Genomic DNA, 19,864 nt, shown 5'->3' on the forward strand with positions numbered 1-19,864 from the left:
TAAGATCCCCGGGGTAATGCAAGGAGTTAATATGTCAGAAATGCCCGTAATCCGTTCTTACCACGCGCACGTTTACTACGACGCAGACAGCTTTGAGCAGGCCCGCGAGCTCTGCGAGGGGGCTGTAGCAAAATTTGGCATCCCCATGGGGCGTATGCACCAGAAACCGGTGGGCCCTCACCCCGACTGGAGCTGCCAGCTGACCGTCGCCACCTGCCTGATTGGAGAGGTTATTGGTTGGCTGACATTGAACCGAAAGGGGCTCAATGTGTTCGTACATCCTGATACGGGTGATGATCTGCGGGATCATCGCGACCGTGCGATCTGGCTTGGCGAAGACAGGCCGCTGAAGCTGGATCAGTTCTACCGCTAAAGGAACACTGGTAAAAACAGTCAGGGGATGCCTCCCGCAGCGGCACCCAGGGAGTATCTGGATACTGAGTGCCGATGAGTGATGTGAATGCTGAACTGCCGACGATTCTGGTCGGACCGATCCTGCGCCGGGTTGAAGCCAACCGGCTGGTTATCTGGTTACTCACCACGGCGGAGGTCCCGCTGGGGCTCAAGCTTACCTGCGATGGCCAAACGCTATTGGAGCGGGAGCTCAGTGGCGAGGATGTATGGACCCTGCCTCTTGGTGAACGCTGCTGGCTGCGTCTGGTGGATATAGAACCCGACAGTGATTTTCCTCTGGATAGCTCGATTGAATATGACCTGAGCTATAAAGACGCGGATCGATGGGTCTCGCTGGCGGAGTGGGGCAGTGAGCTGCTTTATCCCGGCGAATCTCTCCCCTCGTTTCAGGTAAAATCAAGGCTGGGCGCGATCTTCCACGGTTCCTGCCGTAAACCTCATCATCCGGGCGCAGATGGCATGGCCCGCGCCGATACCTGGCTGGAGCAGCACCGCAACGAGCCTGATACCTGGCCGGCGGTGATGATGCTCAGCGGCGATCAGATCTATGCCGATGATGTTGCCGGTCCCATGCTCGTGGCCTGTCATGAGCTGTCCGATCGCCTGGGACTCTGGCATGAGCAGTTTGAAGACGCCTGTGTGGCGGATACCTCAGAGCTGGTCAGCAGCGAGCATTGTTACTACCAACGTGAACGCCTGTTGCCCGAAGGCAAGACAGGGGAGACCGCACGCAGGTCGTTGTTCAGCGGCGTAAAGAAACCGATCTTTACCTCCGATAACGCGCATAACCACCTGATCAGCTTTGCCGAGATGATCGCCGCCTACTGCCTGGCCTGGTCGCCCTGTGCCTGGAGCGAACTGAAGCTGGCGCTGCCTGATGGGCTTGATGACCAGCAGACGACGCTCTATTACCAGGAGCGAGAGGTGATCGATGCCTTCCGCGAGCAGCTACCCCGGGTAAGACGGGTGATGGCCCATCTACCCACCTACATGATCTTTGACGATCATGATGTCACCGATGACTGGAACCTTTCTGCCGCCTGGGAGGTATCCGCCTATGGCCATCCGTTTTCGCGGCGGATTATCGGTAACGCCCTGATCGCCTACCTGCTCTGCCAGGGCTTGGGCAACAACCCTGGCCCGCTGAAGAAAAATCTCGGTGAGCCGGTGGAACGATGGTTAGGCGATCGAAGACCGGCTCCTCATGACGAGCTGATCGAGACATTGACCCGCTTTGAGGGCTGGGATTATCTGATTCCAATGGAGCCGGCGGTGCTGGTTCTGGATACGCGCACCCGACGCTGGCGCGCGGAGAGCAATCTGGCCAGCCCCTCGGGTCTGATGGACTGGGAGGCGCTGACCGAGCTGCAGCAGCAACTGCTGGACCGGGAGGCGGTGGTGCTGGTTTCGGCGGCGCCCGTATTCGGTGTGAAGTTGATCGAAACCGTGCAGAAGGTATTCACCTGGTTTGGTCATCCACTGATGGTGGATGCGGAAAACTGGATGGCTCATCCGGGCGCCGCCAATGTGATGCTTAATATCTTTCGCCATACCCGTACGCCCAAGCACTTCGTCATACTGTCGGGCGATGTGCACTACTCCTTTGTCTACGATATCGAGATCCGCTTTCGCAAGGGCGGGCCAAAAATCTGGCAGATCACCAGCAGTGGTTTGAAAAACGAGTTTCCGGACCGTCTGCTGAAGGTATTTGATCGCCTCAACCGCTGGCTTTACGCACCCTGGTCGCCGCTTAACTGGTTTACCCGCAGGCGTCGCATGAGAGTATCGCCCAGGCGGCCCGAAGGGGCTGATGAGGGATGCCGCCTGGTGAATAGTTCCGGCATGGGGCTGGTGCGTTTCGCTGCCGATGGCGAGCCGGAAGAGGTGTGGCAGCTGGGTGCCGATGGCCGCGATACCCGCTTTTCACTCAGCGACGAGGAGGAGCACTGGGGCTGATATGAGGGCATTCGTGCAATAAGCTGATCTCGGACATTCCTATATCTTACAGGGATGTTAGTCTTAATCCCCATTATATATATTAGATAGTTCTTATTTTGGCGGATCCCCAGCTATGCCCTTCCAAAGGTTGCTGCTTTGGCTGACCGGCAGTCTGATACTGCTTGCGCTTGGCGCACTTATTCTCTGGCCCACCGACTCAGGGCAACCCCTGGCTGAGCAGAAAGAAACGGCGGTTGCGCCAGCTCAGTATCGGTTGCGCATGGGCTACAACATGCCCGAAGGCAGCGTGATGCACGCGGCAGCGGTTCGCCTTGCAGAGCAGGTGAAGCAAGACTCTGGCGGGCGGCTGCAGATAGAGCTCTACCCCAACCAGGCGCTGGGCAATGACCACCAGATGCTGGAAATGGCTCGCGATAGCGAACTGGATATGGTGCTCACGCCCACGGCGAAGCTGAGTATCTCGCTGCCAGAGATGCAGTATGCCGACCTGCCGTTTTATTTTCCCTCTCAGGATGATGTCTACGCGCTGCTAGATGGCGAACCCGGCCAGATACTGCTGAGCCGGATGGCGCGCATCGGTCTGGTGGGGCTCACGTTCTGGGGTAACGGCTTTAAACAGTTTACCGCCAATGAGTCCTTGCTCACGCCTAAGCAGTTTGAGGGCAAGCGGTTCCGGGTAATGAAAAGCCGGCTGCTGAAGCAACAGTTCGAGATGCTGGGAGCCGAGGCGGTGCCGATCGATTTTCATCAGGTACGGGCAGCGCTGCGTGATGGTGTGGTCGATGGTCAGGAAAACCCTCTCGCGGCGATTTATGCCGTTGGTATTCATCAGGAACAGAGTCATCTGATTCTGTCGTCCCACGCCTATCTCGCCTACGTTCTTTCCATCAGTGAAACCAGTTTCAATCGGCTTCCCGGGCCGTTGCAGCGGCTGCTTATCGCCAGTGCTCGGGAGCAGACCGCCTGGCAGCGTGACGAGACGGAGCGGCGTGAACAGGGGCTCCTGAAAGAAATCGAAGATTCCGGCGTCACTATCGAACAGCTGAGCGAGGCGCAGCGAGCAAAGTTCAGGGAACGCCTCAGGCTGCTGGTGGAACGGTTCGAGCCGATCATCGGGGCTGATCTGATCGCCATTAGCGATGAGTACCTGATGGAGCGTTACGCGGCTAGTGAGCGCAGCTTGATCGGGATCGATATGGATTTGACGCTCGCGAATGGTGATGTCGGGGTGGATATTAAACGCGGAGCCGAGCTGGCGCTGAAAAATTTTCCCGAGCTGGGTTCCGTTGCCATGAATAACAGCGGTCAGCCGAGTCTGGCCCTGCGCAACATGGAACGGTTTGTCGGAAACCCGCGGGTGATCGCCATACTCGGTGGTACCAGCGCGGCGACGTTAAGAGAACAGCTGCCGCTGATCAACGAGGCCGGTATCCCGGTGCTGCTGCCCTGGGTGGTGGAAGCGAGCCTGTTTAAACAGGATGGCAATCGCACTCTGTTTTCCATCGGTATGTCCAGCGATCATCTGGCGGAGCGGATTCTTGCATCTGCCCAGGAAAAGTCCGTAAAGCGGATCGGCCTGGTAACCGAGAACAGCGCTACGGGCATCGAACTGGCTGGCCAGCTTGAGCGGTCACTGAGGGGGAGCGGAGTAGCGCTCGGCAATCTTGTTAAGTTGAATGTGGGCAGTTCCGAGGTGGGTGCTGAGCAGTTGCAGGCACTGATCGATAGCAGTGAATACTGGGTTGTCGCGTTAGGTCGGCCGGCTCAGTATCCGGTACTGAGGCAGCTGGCGGTAGTGGCCGGAGAGCACAGTGTGCTATCACTGTGGAACAGTGTGCCCAGTGGACAGAAGGTGATCGAATGCCTGCGCACCGACATCGATGCCCAGGCCTACAATCAGTTGGAACGGCAGTATATTGAACACTATGGCGTGACTCCGCAGGTGCCGATGGCACTGGTAAGGGGTTACGATGCGGGGCTGTTACTGTCAGAATCGATCGAACAACTTCAACATAAGGAGCTCGCTCTGAGCCGCGAAAATCTCCTCACTCAGCTTGAGAATCTGCCGCCTGTGCAGGGGGTGATTCGCCACTATGATCCGGCTTACGCACCCGGCCAGCATCGGGCCCTGAGCTTCGATGACTATGCTGTTTCGCCTCAGGGTTGCAGGCTGGAAGGGAGTGTCGCGCAGTGAGCCACAGGTTTGAAATGCTCAGTTCGCCGCAACAGACCCGCAGCCTCAAGCGACGCCTTGTATTCAAAGTGGCCGGCTTTGTGGCGCTGGCGATGGTTGTGATTACCCTGGCAGTGGTTTACATGATGAGCCAGGAGCTTGGTCGTCAGGCACAGCGTATGCTCTGGGAATCCGCCCGTTCATCCCAGATCCAGCTGGAGAACCGGGTGGGTTACCTGGTCGAGGCCAGCCGTCGCCTGGCGGATAACCCGTTTATGGTTAATGGCCTGATCGACAGTCGCGCCCGTGAGGAAGATCTCCCCAAGCTGGTCGAGAACTTCGCCGAAGGGACTTCGCTCAGCACCCTGGCGTTGCTTGATTACGATGGTCGCCCGGTTTACCAGGCGCAGGACTGGCGCCCGGAGTTCAACCAGTCGCCGGAACTGCGTGCTGCGCTTGCCATGGGCAATACCGCCCTCTACATGGAACCCGGCACGGGGCAGTTATTGATCATTGCCCCGATCAGTTATTACGAAACGACTCAGGGGGCGCTGGTCGTCGGTTTTGATCTCAACCGGCTGGTGCTCAGCCATGCGGTGCGTGAAGAGAGTTCCTACCTCAAGCTGTTTAGCGGCGGGCAACAGGTTGTTGGCCTGAACTACAACGACGAGACCGAATACCTGACGACACGCTTGGCCGCCAGTGAGCAGACGCCGCTACTGGCGCGTCTCGATCTGAGCCTGGAGGCAGGTGTTCCCAAGCAGAATTTTGATTCAATCGTTAAGACGACCCTGTCCCGCTTTATCGGTATCGGTCTGCTGCTGACACTGGCGTCGGCCATGCTGGCGGCAGCCATAGGTCAGAGTATCGCCAGACCCATACTGGAACTCTACCGTCGTGTCAGAGCGGTGCCGTACCGGGCATGCAGTCCACTGGGGACCGGTGACGAACTCGATGTATTGGCCAGCGCGTTTGACCATCGTACCCAGGCGCTTAAGTCTGCCCAGCAGGAGCTGGAGCGCCAGCGCGACCGCTTCCGCCATGAAGCCAATCACGACATGTTGACCGGGCTTCCCAACCGTTTCAACTTCGATCAGCGCCTGCTGGAGATCATCGGTCGTCACCATTCCGGCAATCGCGTGTTTGCGGTTATTTTTATCGATCTGGATCGCTTCAAACTGATAAACGACAGTCTGGGGCATTCGGTGGGGGATGCCCTGCTGCAGACGGTGTCTCAGCGGCTGAAGCTGGAGGTGGATGGACGTGACCAGCTGTTCCGCCACGGCGGTGACGAGTTCATTCTGATCAGTGAGGTGGATGGCGATGAATCCCGGCTGCACCAGCTGCTGGATCGACTGATCCACACGCTGAGCGCTCCGGTGCGCCATGGCGAGCGTGATCTTGATGTCAATGCCAGCATCGGTGTGACCTTCTATCCGCAGGATGGGCTGGACGCCCAGACCCTGGTTCGTAATGCTGATATCGCCATGTATGAGGCCAAGAGGAAGGGCGGCGCTCGCTACAAGCTGTTTGATCCGAGTATGAGTGAATACGCCTTCAACCGTATGGAGACGGAAGCGGGCCTTCGCAAGGCGATCGAGAACCGGGAACTGGAGGTTTACTACCAGCCCCAGGTGGATATGAACAGCGGCCGCCTGACCGGGACCGAGGCGCTCGTGCGCTGGCAGCATCCGGAAAAGGGGCTGGTTATGCCTGGGGCATTTATTCCGTTGATCGAAGAGTCCCGTCTGATCGTCGATATTGGCGAATACGTGTTGCGTGAAGCCTGCCGTGTGCAGGCCGCCTGGTGCCGTGCCGGCTATGAGCCGGGCAGGGTGTCGGTGAATCTGGCCGGGGCGCAGCTGCATGATTCCGGGCTGGACCGTATTATCGCCCGGATTCTGACCGAAACTGGCTGTAAGCCCGAATGGCTTGAGCTGGAGGTGACCGAAGGTTTCATCATGGAAGACCCCGCCGCGTCGGTGCCGATGCTGAAGCGGTTGCGTGATATGGGCATTAGCCTGGCGATCGATGACTTCGGAACGGGCTACTCGTCGCTGGCCTACCTGAAGCGGTTGCCGGTAAGCCGTCTGAAGATAGATCAGTCCTTTGTCCGTAATTCGGTGATGGATCCTGATGATGCGGTGATCATCGAAGCGATCATCGCGTTGGCCGGAAAACTGAAACTGGGGTTGATTGCAGAGGGGGTGGAGACTCACAATCAGACCGAGCTGCTTCTTGAGCTCGGCTGTGATCAGGCGCAGGGGTACCTTTACGGTCGACCCGTGCCTCATCAAGAGCTGGAGCTGATGCTCAAGAGCGGCCGTGGCGGACACCAGATCGTTCAGTAATGAGACAGCATGCAAGGCTTTATCAAAACCAATCCAGTGGCGGGTTCCGACAGCCTGTTGTGCGAGGCCAAGGGGCTTGAGCTGCTTGAGACTGCGCTCAATCGCGCGGGCATCGTTAAAGTGCGCGTACCGGCACGGCTGGAGATCAGGCGCGACAGGCTCTGCCTGGAACTGATCAATTCCGTATCGGCCAGCGAACAGCAGATGAGTCTGCTCGGTGAGTCTCTGGCTCAGATCCATAAACAACGGCATAGCTATTACGGTCTCGCCAGCGGCAACTTCATCGGTTTATCCCCCCAGGCCAACATCAAGAGCGATAACTGGGGGCGGTTCTTCCTTGATTACCGTCTTGGGTTTCAGATCAGGCGTATCGCCGACAGTGCGGTTCGCGAGCGCTTTCTGGCCGAGCTGGAGCGCTGTCGAGAGGCGCTCGAGAATTTCCTCAACGCTACCAGCCGTGGACCGGCACTGGTGCATGGTGACCTCTGGTCCGGCAACGTGATGTTTGATCGAAACGGCCAGAATGTCTGGCTGATCGACCCGGCGGTCTACTATGCGGATCCGGATGTGGACCTGGCGATGACCGAGATGTTCGGTGGTTTCTCGAGCGCCTTCTACAGCGCTTATGATGCGGTGTTCCCCAGGGCCGATGATTACCCGCTGAAGCGGCGCATCTACAACTTCTATCACTATCTGAATCACTACAACCTGTTCGGCGATGCTTATCTGTCCGGCTGTGAAGAGGGGCTGGCAGCACTCGATGAAACTCTATATCGCTGAAAAACCAAGTCTGGCACGGGCCATTGCCGCGGTATTACCTAAGCCGCAGAGCAAGGGCGATGGCTGTATTCGCTGTGGCAATGGCGATGTGGTCAGCTGGTGTGTTGGGCATCTGCTGGAACAGGCGGAACCGGAAAGTTACGATCCGGCATTCAAACAGTGGCGTTACGAACATCTGCCGATCGTACCGGATCAGTGGCAATTGAAACCGAGGCCCAAGGTGCGCTCTCAGCTCAGCGTGTTACGTAAGCTGGTTAAGGAAGCCGATCAGATTGTGCATGCAGGCGATCCGGACCGCGAGGGGCAGCTTCTGGTCGATGAGGTATTCGATTACCTCAAGGTCAGTGACACCAAAAAACGTGCGATCCAGCGGTTGCTGATCTCTGACCTCAATCCTTCGGCGGTGACCAAGGCGCTGGCAAAGGTGCGCACTAACAGTGAGTTTGTGCCCTTGTCGGTGTCGGCGTTGGCACGTTCCCGCGCCGACTGGCTGTATGGAATCAACCTGACCCGTGCACTGACGCTGCAGGGGCGTAAGGCCGGTTTCGACGGTCTGCTGTCGGTGGGGCGGGTGCAAACGCCGGTGCTGGGTCTGGTGGTGACCCGTGACAGGGAGATTGAATCCTTTGTCAGCAAACCCTTTTACGAGGTCAGGGCGCATCTGCTGACTCCGGCGGGGGAGCGTTTTACCGCGACCTGGGTACCCAGCGAGGCCTGCGCCCGCTGGCAGGATGATGAGGGGCGCATCCTCAGCCGTAAACTGGCAGAGAATGTGGCCGAGCGCATCGGCGGCAAAGAGGCGCTGGTGGAGCAGGCGAAACGCTCGCCCGGTAAGCAGCCGGCACCTCTGCCTTACAATCTTTCCGCACTGCAGATCGATGCGTCCAAGGCATTTGGACTCAGTGCCCAGGCGGTGCTCGATGCCTGTCAGTCGCTTTATGAAAAACATCGCGCCATCACCTATCCGCGTTCGGACTGCCGCTATCTGCCTCAGGAGCATCACGGTGAAGCACCCGCGGTGATGCGGGCCATCGGGCAGAGCGAGGCTAATCTGGCCGATGCGGTAAAAAGCGCGGATACCTCCCGTCGCGGGCGCGCCTGGAATGATAAGAAGGTGGAGGCGCACCACGCGATTATTCCTACCTCCAAGGCGGTACCGGTGGAGCGCTTGTCTGCCGATGAGCGCAAGGTTTACGGTCTGGTTGCGCGCCAGTACCTGATGCAGTTCTATCCCGACTGGCGCTACGCTGATACGGAGCTTCAGCTGCGCATCGAGAGTGGTCTGTTTATCGCCAAATCGAGGCAGACGCTGGAAGCGGGCTGGAAGGTACTGCTCGGTAAGGGGGAAAAAGAAGCGGATGAACTACCTCGGGTAGAGGTGGGCGATCAGCTGCTGTGCGAGAAGGGTGAGGTGGTCGATAAACAGACACAACCCCCAAAACCGTTTACCGATGCGACGCTGCTGGCAGCGATGACAGGGATCGCCCGCTTTGTCAGCGATAACAGTTTGCGAAAAATTCTGCGTGAAACCGATGGCCTCGGGACCGAAGCAACAAGGGCAGGGATTATCGAGCTGCTGGTCAAGCGCGGTTATCTGCAGCGCCAGGGTAAGACGCTTAAGTCGAGCCAGGCGGGACGCGGGTTGATCGATGCGTTGCCGGAACGTGTCAGCAAGCCGGATTTGACGGCACACTGGGAATCATCGCTGGATGCGATGGCGCGGCGCGAAGGGCGCTACGACCAGTTTATGGAAGCGCTGGGCGTGTCGTTGCGCGAGTTGGTCGATGAGCTGGGCAGTCAGGTACCGGAGAGCCTCAGGGGTGTTCCGTCCAGTGCCAAGCCGAGACGTAAAGGGCAGAAGCGAAAGGGTTCAACCAGCCGCAGTGGCTCGACAAGGAGCAGGTCCCGATCGAAGGCTGCGGCGGGTTAACGCTGAGCGCCTGACTTAAATAGTTAGGCGCAGTTGGAGATCCAGGGGTGGTTTTGCAGGCGTTCTGTCATGTGGTCGAGGAACGCGCGCACCCTTGGTGTCAGATTGCGACGGCTGGCGTAAACCGCGTTAATCTCGGTCGGGGTCATGGTGAAGTCGGTAAGGACCTCCACCAGCTTGCCTTCTTCCACCAGGTTGTTGAGGAATACACGGGGCATACGGCAGATGCCGGTGCCTTCCACTGCCATTTCGCGCGCAAAACTCAGGCTGTTGGTACGCAACTGGCCGCCGTAGGTCACCGGCTCACCATCGTTCCAGTCCATGAAGCGCCAGGTGTCGAACGGCTTCACCAGGGTGATGCACTGGTGCTGCGCCAGGTCTTCCGGTGTCTTGGGAGAGCCATTCTTTTCCAGGTAACCGGGGCTGGCGTACAGACCGCGACTCAGGCTGGCGATACGGCGAGCGATCATTGATGAGTCGGGCAGTGGGCCCATGCGCAGTGCCAGGTCCATACCCTCTTCGATCAGGTCCACGGCACGGGTGCTGAGCTCAACATCCACATCCAGTGATGGATATTCGCGAATAAAGCTGGCGATCACTTCGGTCATCAGCATGGTGCCCAGTTCGCTGGGCATGGTCATGCGCAGACGTCCGCGCAGCTCATGGGAGTCGGCCGCGATTTCATCGCGTACCACTTCGAGCTGACCGATCAGCTCTCGGCTGCGATCGAACAGCTCGCGTCCTTCAAGGGTCAGTTTGATTTTGCGGGTGGTACGCTGGATCAGACGCACACCCAGGCCATCTTCCAGCTGCGCTATACGGCGGCTGATAGTCGATTTCTGCACGTTTAGCGTCTCTGCGGCAGAAGTGAAGCTGCCGGTCTCGACGACGCGGATAAACAGGCTGAGGTCATTGAGATTCATGGATAATGACTTCCCGGATCAAGGCTGGGGATTGGTTGGGTTAGTATGTTGCAACCGAGCAAAATTCAGGAGAGCATCGATCATGGCATTGAGGCCGTTGCCGCGGCTAGGGCTCAGATGTCGCTCCAGATCGAGTTCGCGAATCCGCTCAGGCAGATCCAGCGAAAGCACTTCCTGTGGGGTGAGGCCATTGATATTTTGTAATAGGAGGCCAAGGAGGGCTCTTAGTATACGCGCATCCGCGTCCGCAAGACACGCCATCCGGGCCTCTTCATCGACTTTTGTTACCATCCAGACGCGGGTTTCACAGCCGTGCAGGCGATATTCGTCCCGTTTCCAGGTATCGGGTAGCGGTGGTAGCTGGCTGCCGATCTGCATCAGAATGCTGTAACGGCTATTCCAGTCGGGTGCCTGACGCACCTGTTCAACCAGGCTGCTTTCCAGGTTTTGCGCTATTTCACTGCCCGCTGGTGCAGAGACTTGTGTGCGTGACTGATCGATCAGCTGCTGCAGGCCGCTGGCCAAGGCTTCCGCTTCGTCGAGGGTGTTGTAGAAAGCGAAGGATGCACGGATCGATCCGGGGATGCCCAGCGCGCTCATCAGCGGCATGGCACAGTGATGTCCGGCCCGCACCGCAATTCCCTGACGATCCAGCCAAAGTCCCACATCCTGAGGGTGTTGGCCCTCGAGCAGAAACGAGATCAGCGCCGCCTGTTCTGGGCCGGCAGCCAGAGAGCGAAACCCTTTCACCTGGCCACAACACTCCAGCGCGTGGCTCAGCAGCTTCTGCTCGTGTTGCTCAAGCGCTTTTCGATCGCTCTCCCGCAGGTAACGGATTGCGGCGCCAAGACCGATAACGCCGGCGATATCCGGGGTGCCGGCCTCAAAGCGAAACGGCAGACCGGCGAAACGGGTCTCATCGAAACTGACCTGCTCAATCATCTCGCCGCCGCTTTGCCAGGGCGGCATCTGTTCAAGGATCGCTTCGCGTGCCCAGAGTGCACCGATGCCGCTGGGACCGAACAGCTTATGACCCGAGAAGGCGTAGAAATCGCAGCCTATATCACCCACATCGATGTCGGTGTGAGGCAGCCCCTGGGCGCCATCGACCAGCACCGGGACCTGTGCTTCCCTTGCCATGCGGCACATCGCTTTAATCGGGTAGATGCTGCCCAGCGCGTTGGAGACATGGCTGATGGCGGCGATCGCAGGACCTCTGCCGAGCAGTTCGCCGAAGAGCTTCAGGTCGATCTCGCCCGTAGCGCAGGGCAGCACGTCGATCACGGCGCCGGCTTCCCGAGCAATCTGCTGCCAGGGCACGATATTGGCGTGATGGGCGGATTCCATCAGCAGTACGCGTGAACCCGGCTTGAGTCTCGGCTTGAGGTAGCTGTAAGCGACCAGATTGATCGCCTCGGTGGTGCCGCGTGTCCAGACGATTTCATTCTGATGGGCGGCGCCGATCCAGTCGGCGAGCTCCTGGCGCACCTGTTCAAACGCCAGAGTTGCGTCGGCGGAAAGGGCATGGGCCGCGCGGTGGACGTTGGCGTTACTGCGTTTGTAGTAGTTGCTGATGGCGTCGATAACGCTGCGGGGTTTCTGCGTGGTCGCAGCGTTATCGAGGTAGATCAGGGGCTTGCCGTGGACGCGCGAAGAGAGAATCGGGAAGTCGCGTCTCAGGCGATTAGGATCAGCCCTGTGCTGCATGTTGCTGGGCATGTTGTTGGGATTTAGTCAGGCGGCTCTGCCAGCGAGCAAACATCATGGCGCTGGTGAACAGGGTGCAGGTCAGGGCCACGTCGATCAGGCCGAGCCAGCGGGTGGCCGGCACCAGGGAGGCGAGTACCGCCTCGGTGAAATAGATCAGCAGTACGAAGCAGAGCCAGGCATGGCCGCGAGGGTAGCCCTTGATCACCACCGGCATGAAAGCGGCCAGAGGAACCACGTGTACCAGCCAGATCACCCAGGGATGTTCCGCCTGGGCCGGTAGAATCAGCATGTACCAGAGGGTGAACAGCAGCAGCAGGCCAAAATAACTGGCCAGTGTCAGGATACGGCTGGCGCGGGTTTTACAGGCAAGGGTCATGGTTTCAGAGCTTCCTCAGTTTCTTGGCGCTAGAGTCTTGGCAAGTTTGCCCAGGCGGCGCCCCTGCGCGAGACAGAGTGCCAGCTCGGCGTCGTCTACCGCGCGCTTGCCATCGGCTCCCGCCACATGGGTAGCACCATAGGGTGTGCCGCCGCCCTGGGTTTCATTCAGGCCGGACTCGCTGTAGGGCAGGCCCGCCAGGACACAGCCGTGGTGCAGCAGTGGCAGCATCATGCTCAGCAGCGTGGTTTCCTGGCCACCATGCATTGAGGCGCTGGAGGAAAAAACGCAGGCGGGCTTGTCGATCAGTGCACCGGAGAGCCAGAGGCTGGAGGTGGAATCGATAAAGTACTTCATCGGCGCCGCCATATTGCCAAAGCGGGTAGGGCTGCCAAGCGCCAGGCCTGAGCACTGCGCCAGGTCTTGTTCGGTGCAGTAGGGCGCGCCCTCATCTGGTACCGCAGGTGCCGTGGCTTCGCAGACGGCGGATACCGGCGGTACCGTTCTCAACAGCGCACGGACGCCGCTTTCTTCGATACCCCGGGCGATATGTCGCGCCAGGGTGCGGGTGGCGCCGTGGCGGCTGTAATAGAGAACGAGAACGTAGGCGTCGCTCAACCCAGAATCTCCAGAACCGATTCCGGCGGCCGGCCGATACGGGCCTGGTCACCGTTGATCACGATCGGGCGCTCGATCAGCTTCGGGTACTGAGTCATCGCTTCAATGACCGCCTCATCGCTAACGGATGCGTCATCCAGTCCCGCTTCCTTGTATTCTGCTTCTTTCTTGCGCAGCAGGTCACGCGGAGCGATACCGAGTTTACCCAGGACCTCTTTCAGCTCCTCGCTGGAGGGAACGTCCTTGAGGTACTCACGAACCTCAGGTTCGATGCCTTTGTCCTGCAGTAGCTGCAGAGTTTCGCGTGATTTCGAGCAGCGGGGGTTGTGATAGATAGTGATCGCCATGTGGGCTCCGTGGAGGTCTTTCATTGGTAGTTCTGGGAGCCTATTGTATAGACTTGTCAGTAGGTTACAAAGCAACCCGCCGGTTTTAAGGGATCACAGATGATCAAACGCCCATGGCCCACCGCACTGATTTTTGCCCGCGACCTGGTGCGCCAGTACCAGAGCAATCAGGGCATACTCAATGCGGCGGCGCTGACCTACACCACACTGTTTGCGGTGGTGCCACTGATGACCGTGTCTTACGCCATGTTGGCGGCGGTGCCCTCGTTTCAGGGGCTCGGTGAGCAGCTGCAGGGCTGGATATTCCAGAATTTCGTGCCAGCCACCGGTGATGTGGTACAGGAGTACCTACAGGGGTTTACCTCACAGGCGCGCAAGCTCACCGCCATCGGTGTGGTGTTCCTGGTCATTACCTCGATCATGATGATGAAGAATATCGAGGCGGCGTTGAACCGTATCTGGCGTGTCAGCGAACCCCGCCGGGGTATGTCCAGTTTCCTGTTGTACTGGGCCGTACTCAGCCTGGGGCCGGTGTTGATCGGTCTAGGTCTGCTGCTGACCTCCTATGTGGCGTCGCTTCCTTTCTTCTACAGCGCCAGTGAAATGGTCGGTCGTGCAAGGCTGTTGTCGCTGGTGCCGCCGCTGCTGTCGATGTGTGCGTTTACGCTGCTGTATGCGGCAGTGCCGAACTGTCGGGTACCGCTGAAAAATGCTTTTTTCGGTGGGCTGGCGGCAGCGATCATGTTCGAGGTTGCCAAGCGCGGGTTCGCGCTATTCGTTACCCAGTTTCCTTCCTACGAGCTTATCTACGGTGCCTTTGCGGCGGTGCCGCTGTTCCTGGTCTGGATCTTTATCTGCTGGACGATCATTCTGCTGGGGGCGGAGCTGTCTCGTGCGCTGACAATTTTCCATCAGGGCCGCAGGGCGAGGAGCGAGCCACATTTTTATACGCTGCTGGAGGTGCTCGAGCGTCTGTGGCAGGCGCAGCAAAAAGGTGAACCGCTGGAAGACAGTCGCTTATTGCATGACGTAGCGGCGCTGGATCAGGGGCGTTGGGATGACTACATGCAGTTACTGATGGATGCGGAGCTCTTGCGCCGGACCGAGCAGGGACACTATCTGCTCAGCCGTGACCTCTCATCAATCACCCTGGCACAGTTTCAGGCGCTGCTGCCCTGGCCGCTTCCGGCGGGCCTGGAACGCGAGGTCGATGGCTGGAAAGGTGTGGTCAGTGATCGCCTGAATAAACTTCAAAGTGAGCGTCAGGAGCAGTTGGATCTTACGTTGACGGCGCTGTTCTCTGGCGCAGCCTGTAGCAAACCTGAACCGGTAAAGGGGCTGTCCCTGCAGTCAGCCAATACGGAGAAAGAGAATGTCTGAAGTCTGTGCGCGCGTTAAAGTCAGTGGCCGGGTTCAGGGAGTCAGTTTCCGTCGTTTTACCCAGCAGCAGGCGCAGGCTTTAGGGGTAACCGGCTGGGTGCGCAATCTCGTGGACGGTCGGGTGGAGGCGATGATCTGCGGTGAGCAGAGTGATGTTGAGCGGATGTTGACTGCGTTGCGCACGGGTCCGGATTACGCTCAGGTCGATAAGCTGGAATCGGAAACCCTGCCGATGCAGAGTTTTCACGGTTTTATTATCCGCTACGACCAGTAGGGCGCGAGTCGCTATGCCGGTTGAGGTTAGCTGTGTGGCTATGAAGGCCTCGGTGGTTTATCGCGTGTGGTCTTCGTATCCTGACGATGCCCAACAAAAAAACGGCGCCCGATGAGGCGCCGTTTTTGTATTCCCATCAACAGATCAAGCGAGGGCGGAGCGGATAAACTCCAGCGCTTCCTCGACCTGAATGTCGCGGGACTCGGCGTCGGTACGCGCCTTGTATTCGAGGGTGCCGTTACCGAGGCCGCGATCGGAGATCACCAGGCGGTGCGGAATACCGATCAGCTCCATGTCGGCGAATTTCACGCCCGGACGCTCTTTACGGTCATCCAGCAGTACATCGATACCGGCCTTGGTCAGTGCTTCGTACAGCTCGTCGGCCTTGGCCTTAACGGCGTCGGACTTATCGTAGTTCAGCGGTACCAGCGCAACAGAGAAAGGCGCCAGCGCCTGCGGCCAGACGATGCCCTTGTCGTCGTAGTTCTGCTCGATGGCGGCGGCTACCACACGGGTGATGCCGATGCCGTAGCAACCCATCTCCATCTCAATGGTTTTGCCGTTCTCGTCGAGTACGGTTGCTTCCATCGCTTTGGAGTACTTGCTGCCCAGCTGGAACACGTGACCGACTTCAATACCGCGCTTGATCGACAGCTTGCCGTTGCCGCAGGGGCTCGGGTCACCTTCGACCACGTTGCGCAGGTCGGCGACTTCCGGAGTGGGCAGGTCACGGTCCCAGTTGATGCCGAAGTAATGCTTGTCTTCGATGTTGGCGCCGGCGCCGAAGTCGCTCATGGTGGCGACGCTGCGGTCGATGATGCAAGGAATCGGCAGGTTCAGCGGGCCGAGGGAGCCGGGGCCGGCGCCGAGCAGCGGGCGGATCTCGTCTTCGGTGGCCATGCGCAGCGGGGACTCAACCAGCGGCAGCTTTTCCGCCTTGAGTTCGTTCAGTTCGTGATCGCCACGTACCAGAAGGGCGACGAAGTCCGCTTCGCACTCTTCGCTGGCGGCGACGATCAGGGTCTTGACGGTTTTCTCGATCGGCAGGTTGAACTGCTCCACCAGCTGGGCGATGGTCTTGGCGTTCGGGGTGTCTACCAGGTGCATCTCCTGGGTTGCCTCACCGCGCTCTCCCAGAGCCAGCGCTTCGGCCAGTTCCACGTTGGCGGCGTAATCGCTGCTGTCGGAGAAGGCGATATCGTCTTCGCCGGAGGCGGCCAGAACATGGAACTCGTGGGAGGAGCTGCCGCCGATGGAGCCGGTGTCAGCCAGCACCGGGCGGAAATCCATGCCCAGGCGAGTAAAGACGCGGATGTACGCGTTGTACATCTTGTCGTAGGTTTCCTGCAGAGAGTCGCGGTCAGCGTGGAAGGAGTAAGCGTCCTTCATGATGAACTCGCGGGAGCGCATCACGCCGAAACGGGGGCGGATCTCATCGCGGAACTTGGTCTGGATCTGGTAGAAGTTGGCCGGCAGCTGTTTGTAGCTGCGCAGCTCACGACGGATCATGTCGGTGATCACTTCTTCGTGGGTCGGGCCAACGCAGAATTCGCGGTCGTGACGGTCTTTCACACGTAGCAGTTCGGGGCCGTACTGCTCCCAGCGGCCGGATTCCTGCCACAGTTCAGAGGGCTGGATCGCCGGCATCAGCACTTCCTGGGCGCCGGCGGCGTCCATCTCTTCACGTACCACGCGCTCAACCTTGCGCAGGGTGCGCAGCCCCATCGGCAGCCAAGTGTACAGGCCAGCCGCCAGTTTGCGGATCATGCCCGCGCGCAGCATCAGCTGGTGGCTGATAACCTCGGCATCCGCCGGGGTCTCTTTCAGTGTGGCAATAAGATAGTTACTTGCTCGCATGATTCCGCTTGTTCCCGTTGAAAAATGGCCCTCATTTTAGGGGCGAGGGGGCTTAGTCACAAGTCGCGTAGTCGAGGGCGCGGTGCTCGGCCTCAAGTTGACGCTCCTGAGACTCAACGAAGTTGATCAGATCGTCGATCTCTTCCTCGTTGAAAACGGGGGTTCCTTCGCGGATCAGCTCATGGGCAGTGACACCTGGAGAACTGATCAGTCGGCCGGTAAAGCTACCGTCATAACTTGAGCGGTTGCCGCATGAGGGGCTACGTGCCTTCAACAGGGCGCAGCAGCAGCCGTGTTTGCGGGCTATATCGGAAGCCTGCTCGGCACCGGAGAGAAATTCGGGAGTGAAATCCTCGCCATCCCGGCTGGTGACCAGCAACGGAAAGCGGGATTGGACCTCAGCAGGTGGTCTCGGTGTGGGTAGTCCACCGAGGACCTCAGGGCAGAGGGCCACCAGGCGACCCTCTTGCTTCCAGCGCGCGATAACCGGGTGATCGATAAGATTGTGGTTACCGTCGTAACGTACTTCAGCGCCGAGAAGGCAGGCGCTTACCAGAATTTTTTCCATGAAAATCCGTATCTGTTTGAGTTTTCTTATTATTTTGGCATGCGGATTTTAAAGTCCTGTTGCAGTGAAGCAAAGCAGACTTTCGTCGTTGTCGGCAGATTTACTCTGCAGGTTGCGGACGGCGGTCCACCATGAAGGTTGCTTCACCGGTTGCCACCAGTTTGTCGCCAACATGGACATCGGTGCGGCAGATGATGCGTGCGCGGCGCTCGTTGATCTCCGTAACGGTGATGGACGCGCGGGCGGTGTCACCGATATGAACGGGAGCACGGAACTTGATCTGCTGATCCACGTAGATGCAGCCGGGTCCTGGCAGGCGGGTGCCGGCAACGGTGGAGATCAGGGCGGCGCTGAACATGCCGTGGACGATGCGGCCGCCAAAGGGAGTCTGGCTGGCATATTCTTCGTTGACATGCATCGGGTTGTTGTCACCAGAGATGCCGGCAAAGAGGTAAACGTCGGATTCGGAAATGGTTTTTGCGAAGGAGGCGCTCATTCCGACTTCCAAGTCTTCAAGATAATATCCGTGCAGATCTTCCATTGTGTTCTCCTCGTGCAGGCAGTGTTGGGTCAACGTCTTATAACGTTTTGGTGACAATATAGTTGGCGAGTGTTTCAGCTTCTCGACGCTGGGTTAGTTTAAACGAACATTGTGCGACCGCGAAATTGGCGTCGATATTTGGCCAAGGCGGATGGTGTAGCTGTGTAGTGAAGGAATTATGTTAATGGAATTAATCAGTTGCAGGGGATTGCGCCTTGAGCGCGGCGGGGTGGTTTTGCTCGAGGATACTGATCTGGTTATCGAGGCTGGCGAGCGCATATTGATTACCGGTCCCTCAGGTTGCGGTAAATCCACATTACTGCGTCACCTTTGTATGCTGGAGCCTGGAGCCGAACAGACAATTTTTTTACAGGGCCGAGCTCTCGCCGAATGGGTGCCTGGTGAGTTGCGACGCGCCGTCGCCTATCTGCCGCAAACGCCGGTTGCGGTCGAGGGGAGTGTGAGAGATTACCTCTGTCTTCCTTATACACTCAAGGTCTATTCCGGCAATCGTCCCAATGATAAAGCGCTGAAAGCAGCCCTGGAAAGCCTGAATCTTGAGATCGCACTGGATGCAGGCGCCGAGCAGCTGTCGCCCGGGCAGAAGGCGCGGCTTGCTTTGGTGCAACGGCTGCTGCTAAAGCCGCAGGTATTGCTCTGCGATGAGCCGATAGCCGCGCTGGATCAAGATAGCGCGGCTCTCGTTGTACGCGCATTGGAGCAGGCAGGCCGTGACGGAATGACACAGGTGCTGGTCAGCCACCAGCCGCTGCAAGGGGCTAGCGGGCGTTGCTATCGCTTTGTTGATCGTCGGTTGGAGCTTTCACCATCATGAACGTTGTAGAAATAGGTTGGGGGCAGCTGCTGATCTCGCTGCTGTTTATCGTTCTCGCCGCGGCTGCGTCACTCTATTATCGACTCAGGATGGAGCGCGACCTGCTCGTCGGTACGATCCGTACCTTCGCCCAGCTGGCATTGGTGGGTTATCTGCTGCAGTTCGTGTTCGATCTGCACAATCCCTGGCTGATTCTGCTGCTCTATCTGTGGATGCTGTTTTGGGCAGCCCATGCTATTCGTGGTCGCGTAGATGAATCGAAAGTGGCGATCCTGGGGCCGACCTTTGTCTCCATGGCGATAACCTTCACGCTGATGACGGTGGTGGTAACCAGTGCAGTGGTGCAGGTTCAGCCCTGGTATACGCCGCAGTACTTTATTCCGCTGGGTGGGATGATCGCCGGCAACGCAATGAATGCGATTTCAATTGCGCTGGAGCGTCTATTCAAAAGCTTGCGTGAGCAAAGGGCGGAGGTTGAGTTGATACTCAGCCTTGGTGGAAACTGGCAGGAGTCCAGTCAGAGGTTGCGGCGGGATGCGATACGCGCCGGCATGATTCCATCGGTCAATGCAATGATGACGGTGGGGCTGGTATCCCTGCCGGGGATGATGAGCGGCCAGATTCTCGCCGGTGTGGATCCTGCCCAGGCGGTGCGCTACCAGATACTGGTGATGCTGATGATGGTCGGGGCGACTGCGGTGGGGACTTTGATTGTGGTTAACCTGGCGTTGAAACGCTGCTTTACACGGTATCAGCAGCTGCGGCTCTAGTCTGGTCTTTTACGGCTAAAATGACCTGTAGGGCAGGTATCCCGGGCCTTGCTGTTGT

General features: G+C 58.5%; 18 protein-coding genes. 10 read left to right on the plus strand and 8 right to left on the minus strand.

Annotation, left to right across the window (positions count from 1 at the left end; all coding sequences use genetic code 11):
* The first annotated feature begins 31 nt into the window (after positions 1-31).
* The 6 genes from CLV83_RS04395 to CLV83_RS04420 all read left to right on the plus strand — a co-directional run bounded on the left by CLV83_RS04395 (position 32) and on the right by CLV83_RS04420 (position 9,607).
* Positions 32-373, plus strand: a complete 342-nt coding sequence (locus CLV83_RS04395; RefSeq protein ID WP_481318828.1) for a DOPA 4,5-dioxygenase family protein — start codon at positions 32-34, stop codon at positions 371-373.
* A 74-nt stretch (positions 374-447) separates the two neighbouring features.
* Complete coding sequence (locus CLV83_RS04400) at positions 448-2,370, plus strand: alkaline phosphatase D family protein (RefSeq protein WP_132288051.1); 1,923 nt, start codon at positions 448-450, stop codon at positions 2,368-2,370.
* A gap of 115 nt (positions 2,371-2,485) precedes the next feature.
* Entirely contained in the window at positions 2,486-4,567 is a 2,082-nt protein-coding gene (locus CLV83_RS04405; RefSeq protein WP_132288054.1) for a DctP family TRAP transporter solute-binding subunit, read from the plus strand.
* A complete protein-coding gene (locus CLV83_RS04410) occupies positions 4,564-6,897 on the plus strand; it encodes a putative bifunctional diguanylate cyclase/phosphodiesterase (RefSeq protein ID WP_132288057.1) in 2,334 nt (777 codons plus the stop codon). Before CLV83_RS04405 ends, CLV83_RS04410 begins: the two co-directional genes overlap by 4 nt.
* 9 nt (positions 6,898-6,906) lie before the next feature.
* Positions 6,907-7,677: a fructosamine kinase family protein gene (locus CLV83_RS04415; protein ID WP_132288060.1), complete on the plus strand. Its 771-nt coding sequence runs from the start codon at positions 6,907-6,909 to the stop codon at positions 7,675-7,677.
* The gene (locus CLV83_RS04420) at positions 7,658-9,607 is read left to right on the plus strand and encodes a DNA topoisomerase III (protein WP_132288063.1); all 1,950 of its coding nucleotides are present in this window, start codon (positions 7,658-7,660) and stop codon (positions 9,605-9,607) included. Before CLV83_RS04415 ends, CLV83_RS04420 begins: the two co-directional genes overlap by 20 nt.
* Positions 9,608-9,630: 23 nt before the next feature.
* Here CLV83_RS04420 and CLV83_RS04425 read toward each other — a convergent pair whose 3' ends face one another.
* From CLV83_RS04425 to arsC, 5 genes are read right to left on the minus strand one after another with little or no spacing between them, the layout of a single operon-like run.
* Positions 9,631-10,530: a LysR family transcriptional regulator gene (locus CLV83_RS04425; protein WP_132288065.1), complete on the minus strand. Its 900-nt coding sequence runs from the start codon at positions 10,528-10,530 to the stop codon at positions 9,631-9,633.
* Positions 10,531-10,548: 18 nt separating this feature from the next.
* Positions 10,549-12,237: a SufS family cysteine desulfurase gene (locus CLV83_RS04430; RefSeq protein ID WP_207894727.1), complete on the minus strand. Its 1,689-nt coding sequence runs from the start codon at positions 12,235-12,237 to the stop codon at positions 10,549-10,551.
* Positions 12,221-12,616, minus strand: coding sequence for a DUF2069 domain-containing protein (locus CLV83_RS04435; RefSeq protein WP_132288071.1), 396 nt, complete (start codon positions 12,614-12,616; stop codon positions 12,221-12,223). The genes CLV83_RS04430 and CLV83_RS04435 overlap by 17 nt, the downstream gene beginning before the upstream one ends.
* 15 nt (positions 12,617-12,631) lie before the next feature.
* Complete coding sequence (gene wrbA, locus CLV83_RS04440; protein WP_132288074.1) at positions 12,632-13,234, minus strand: NAD(P)H:quinone oxidoreductase; 603 nt, start codon at positions 13,232-13,234, stop codon at positions 12,632-12,634.
* On the minus strand, positions 13,231-13,581 hold the full coding sequence (arsC, locus tag CLV83_RS04445; RefSeq protein WP_132288077.1) for an arsenate reductase (glutaredoxin): 351 nt from the start codon (positions 13,579-13,581) through the stop codon (positions 13,231-13,233). Before arsC ends, wrbA begins: the two co-directional genes overlap by 4 nt.
* Positions 13,582-13,680: 99 nt before the next feature.
* On the opposite strand from arsC, the gene CLV83_RS04450 reads away from it, so the two are divergent.
* Both CLV83_RS04450 and CLV83_RS04455 read left to right on the plus strand, forming a co-directional pair.
* Positions 13,681-14,961: a virulence factor BrkB family protein gene (locus tag CLV83_RS04450; protein WP_132288080.1), complete on the plus strand. Its 1,281-nt coding sequence runs from the start codon at positions 13,681-13,683 to the stop codon at positions 14,959-14,961.
* Positions 14,954-15,235 carry an acylphosphatase gene (locus CLV83_RS04455; protein ID WP_132288083.1) on the plus strand — a complete coding sequence of 94 codons (282 nt, stop codon included), beginning with the start codon at positions 14,954-14,956 and terminating at the stop codon, positions 15,233-15,235. The genes CLV83_RS04450 and CLV83_RS04455 overlap by 8 nt, the downstream gene beginning before the upstream one ends.
* 144 nt (positions 15,236-15,379) lie before the next feature.
* On the opposite strand, the gene CLV83_RS04460 is transcribed toward CLV83_RS04455, so the two are convergent.
* The 3 genes from CLV83_RS04460 to CLV83_RS04470 form a co-directional block, all read right to left on the minus strand.
* Positions 15,380-17,092: a proline--tRNA ligase gene (locus CLV83_RS04460; protein WP_132288086.1), complete on the minus strand. Its 1,713-nt coding sequence runs from the start codon at positions 17,090-17,092 to the stop codon at positions 15,380-15,382.
* Positions 17,093-17,144: 52 nt separating this feature from the next.
* Positions 17,145-17,660, minus strand: a complete 516-nt coding sequence (locus tag CLV83_RS04465) for a 2-thiouracil desulfurase family protein (RefSeq protein ID WP_132288089.1) — start codon at positions 17,658-17,660, stop codon at positions 17,145-17,147.
* 100 nt (positions 17,661-17,760) lie between these two features.
* Positions 17,761-18,201 carry a MaoC family dehydratase gene (locus CLV83_RS04470; RefSeq protein WP_132288092.1) on the minus strand — a complete coding sequence of 147 codons (441 nt, stop codon included), beginning with the start codon at positions 18,199-18,201 and terminating at the stop codon, positions 17,761-17,763.
* Positions 18,202-18,385: 184 nt separating this feature from the next.
* Here CLV83_RS04470 and CLV83_RS04475 point away from each other — a divergent pair, with 184 nt between their 5' ends.
* Together CLV83_RS04475 and CLV83_RS04480 are read left to right on the plus strand one after the other, a co-directional pair.
* Positions 18,386-19,036, plus strand: a complete 651-nt coding sequence (locus CLV83_RS04475; RefSeq protein ID WP_165900235.1) for an ABC transporter ATP-binding protein — start codon at positions 18,386-18,388, stop codon at positions 19,034-19,036.
* Complete coding sequence (locus CLV83_RS04480; RefSeq protein WP_132288098.1) at positions 19,033-19,806, plus strand: ABC transporter permease; 774 nt, start codon at positions 19,033-19,035, stop codon at positions 19,804-19,806. The genes CLV83_RS04475 and CLV83_RS04480 overlap by 4 nt, the downstream gene beginning before the upstream one ends.
* The last annotated feature ends 58 nt before the right edge of the window (positions 19,807-19,864 follow it).

This window comes from Marinobacterium mangrovicola, from assembly GCF_004339595.1.
In the GTDB taxonomy this organism is placed as follows: domain Bacteria; phylum Pseudomonadota; class Gammaproteobacteria; order Pseudomonadales; family Balneatricaceae; genus Marinobacterium_D; species Marinobacterium_D mangrovicola.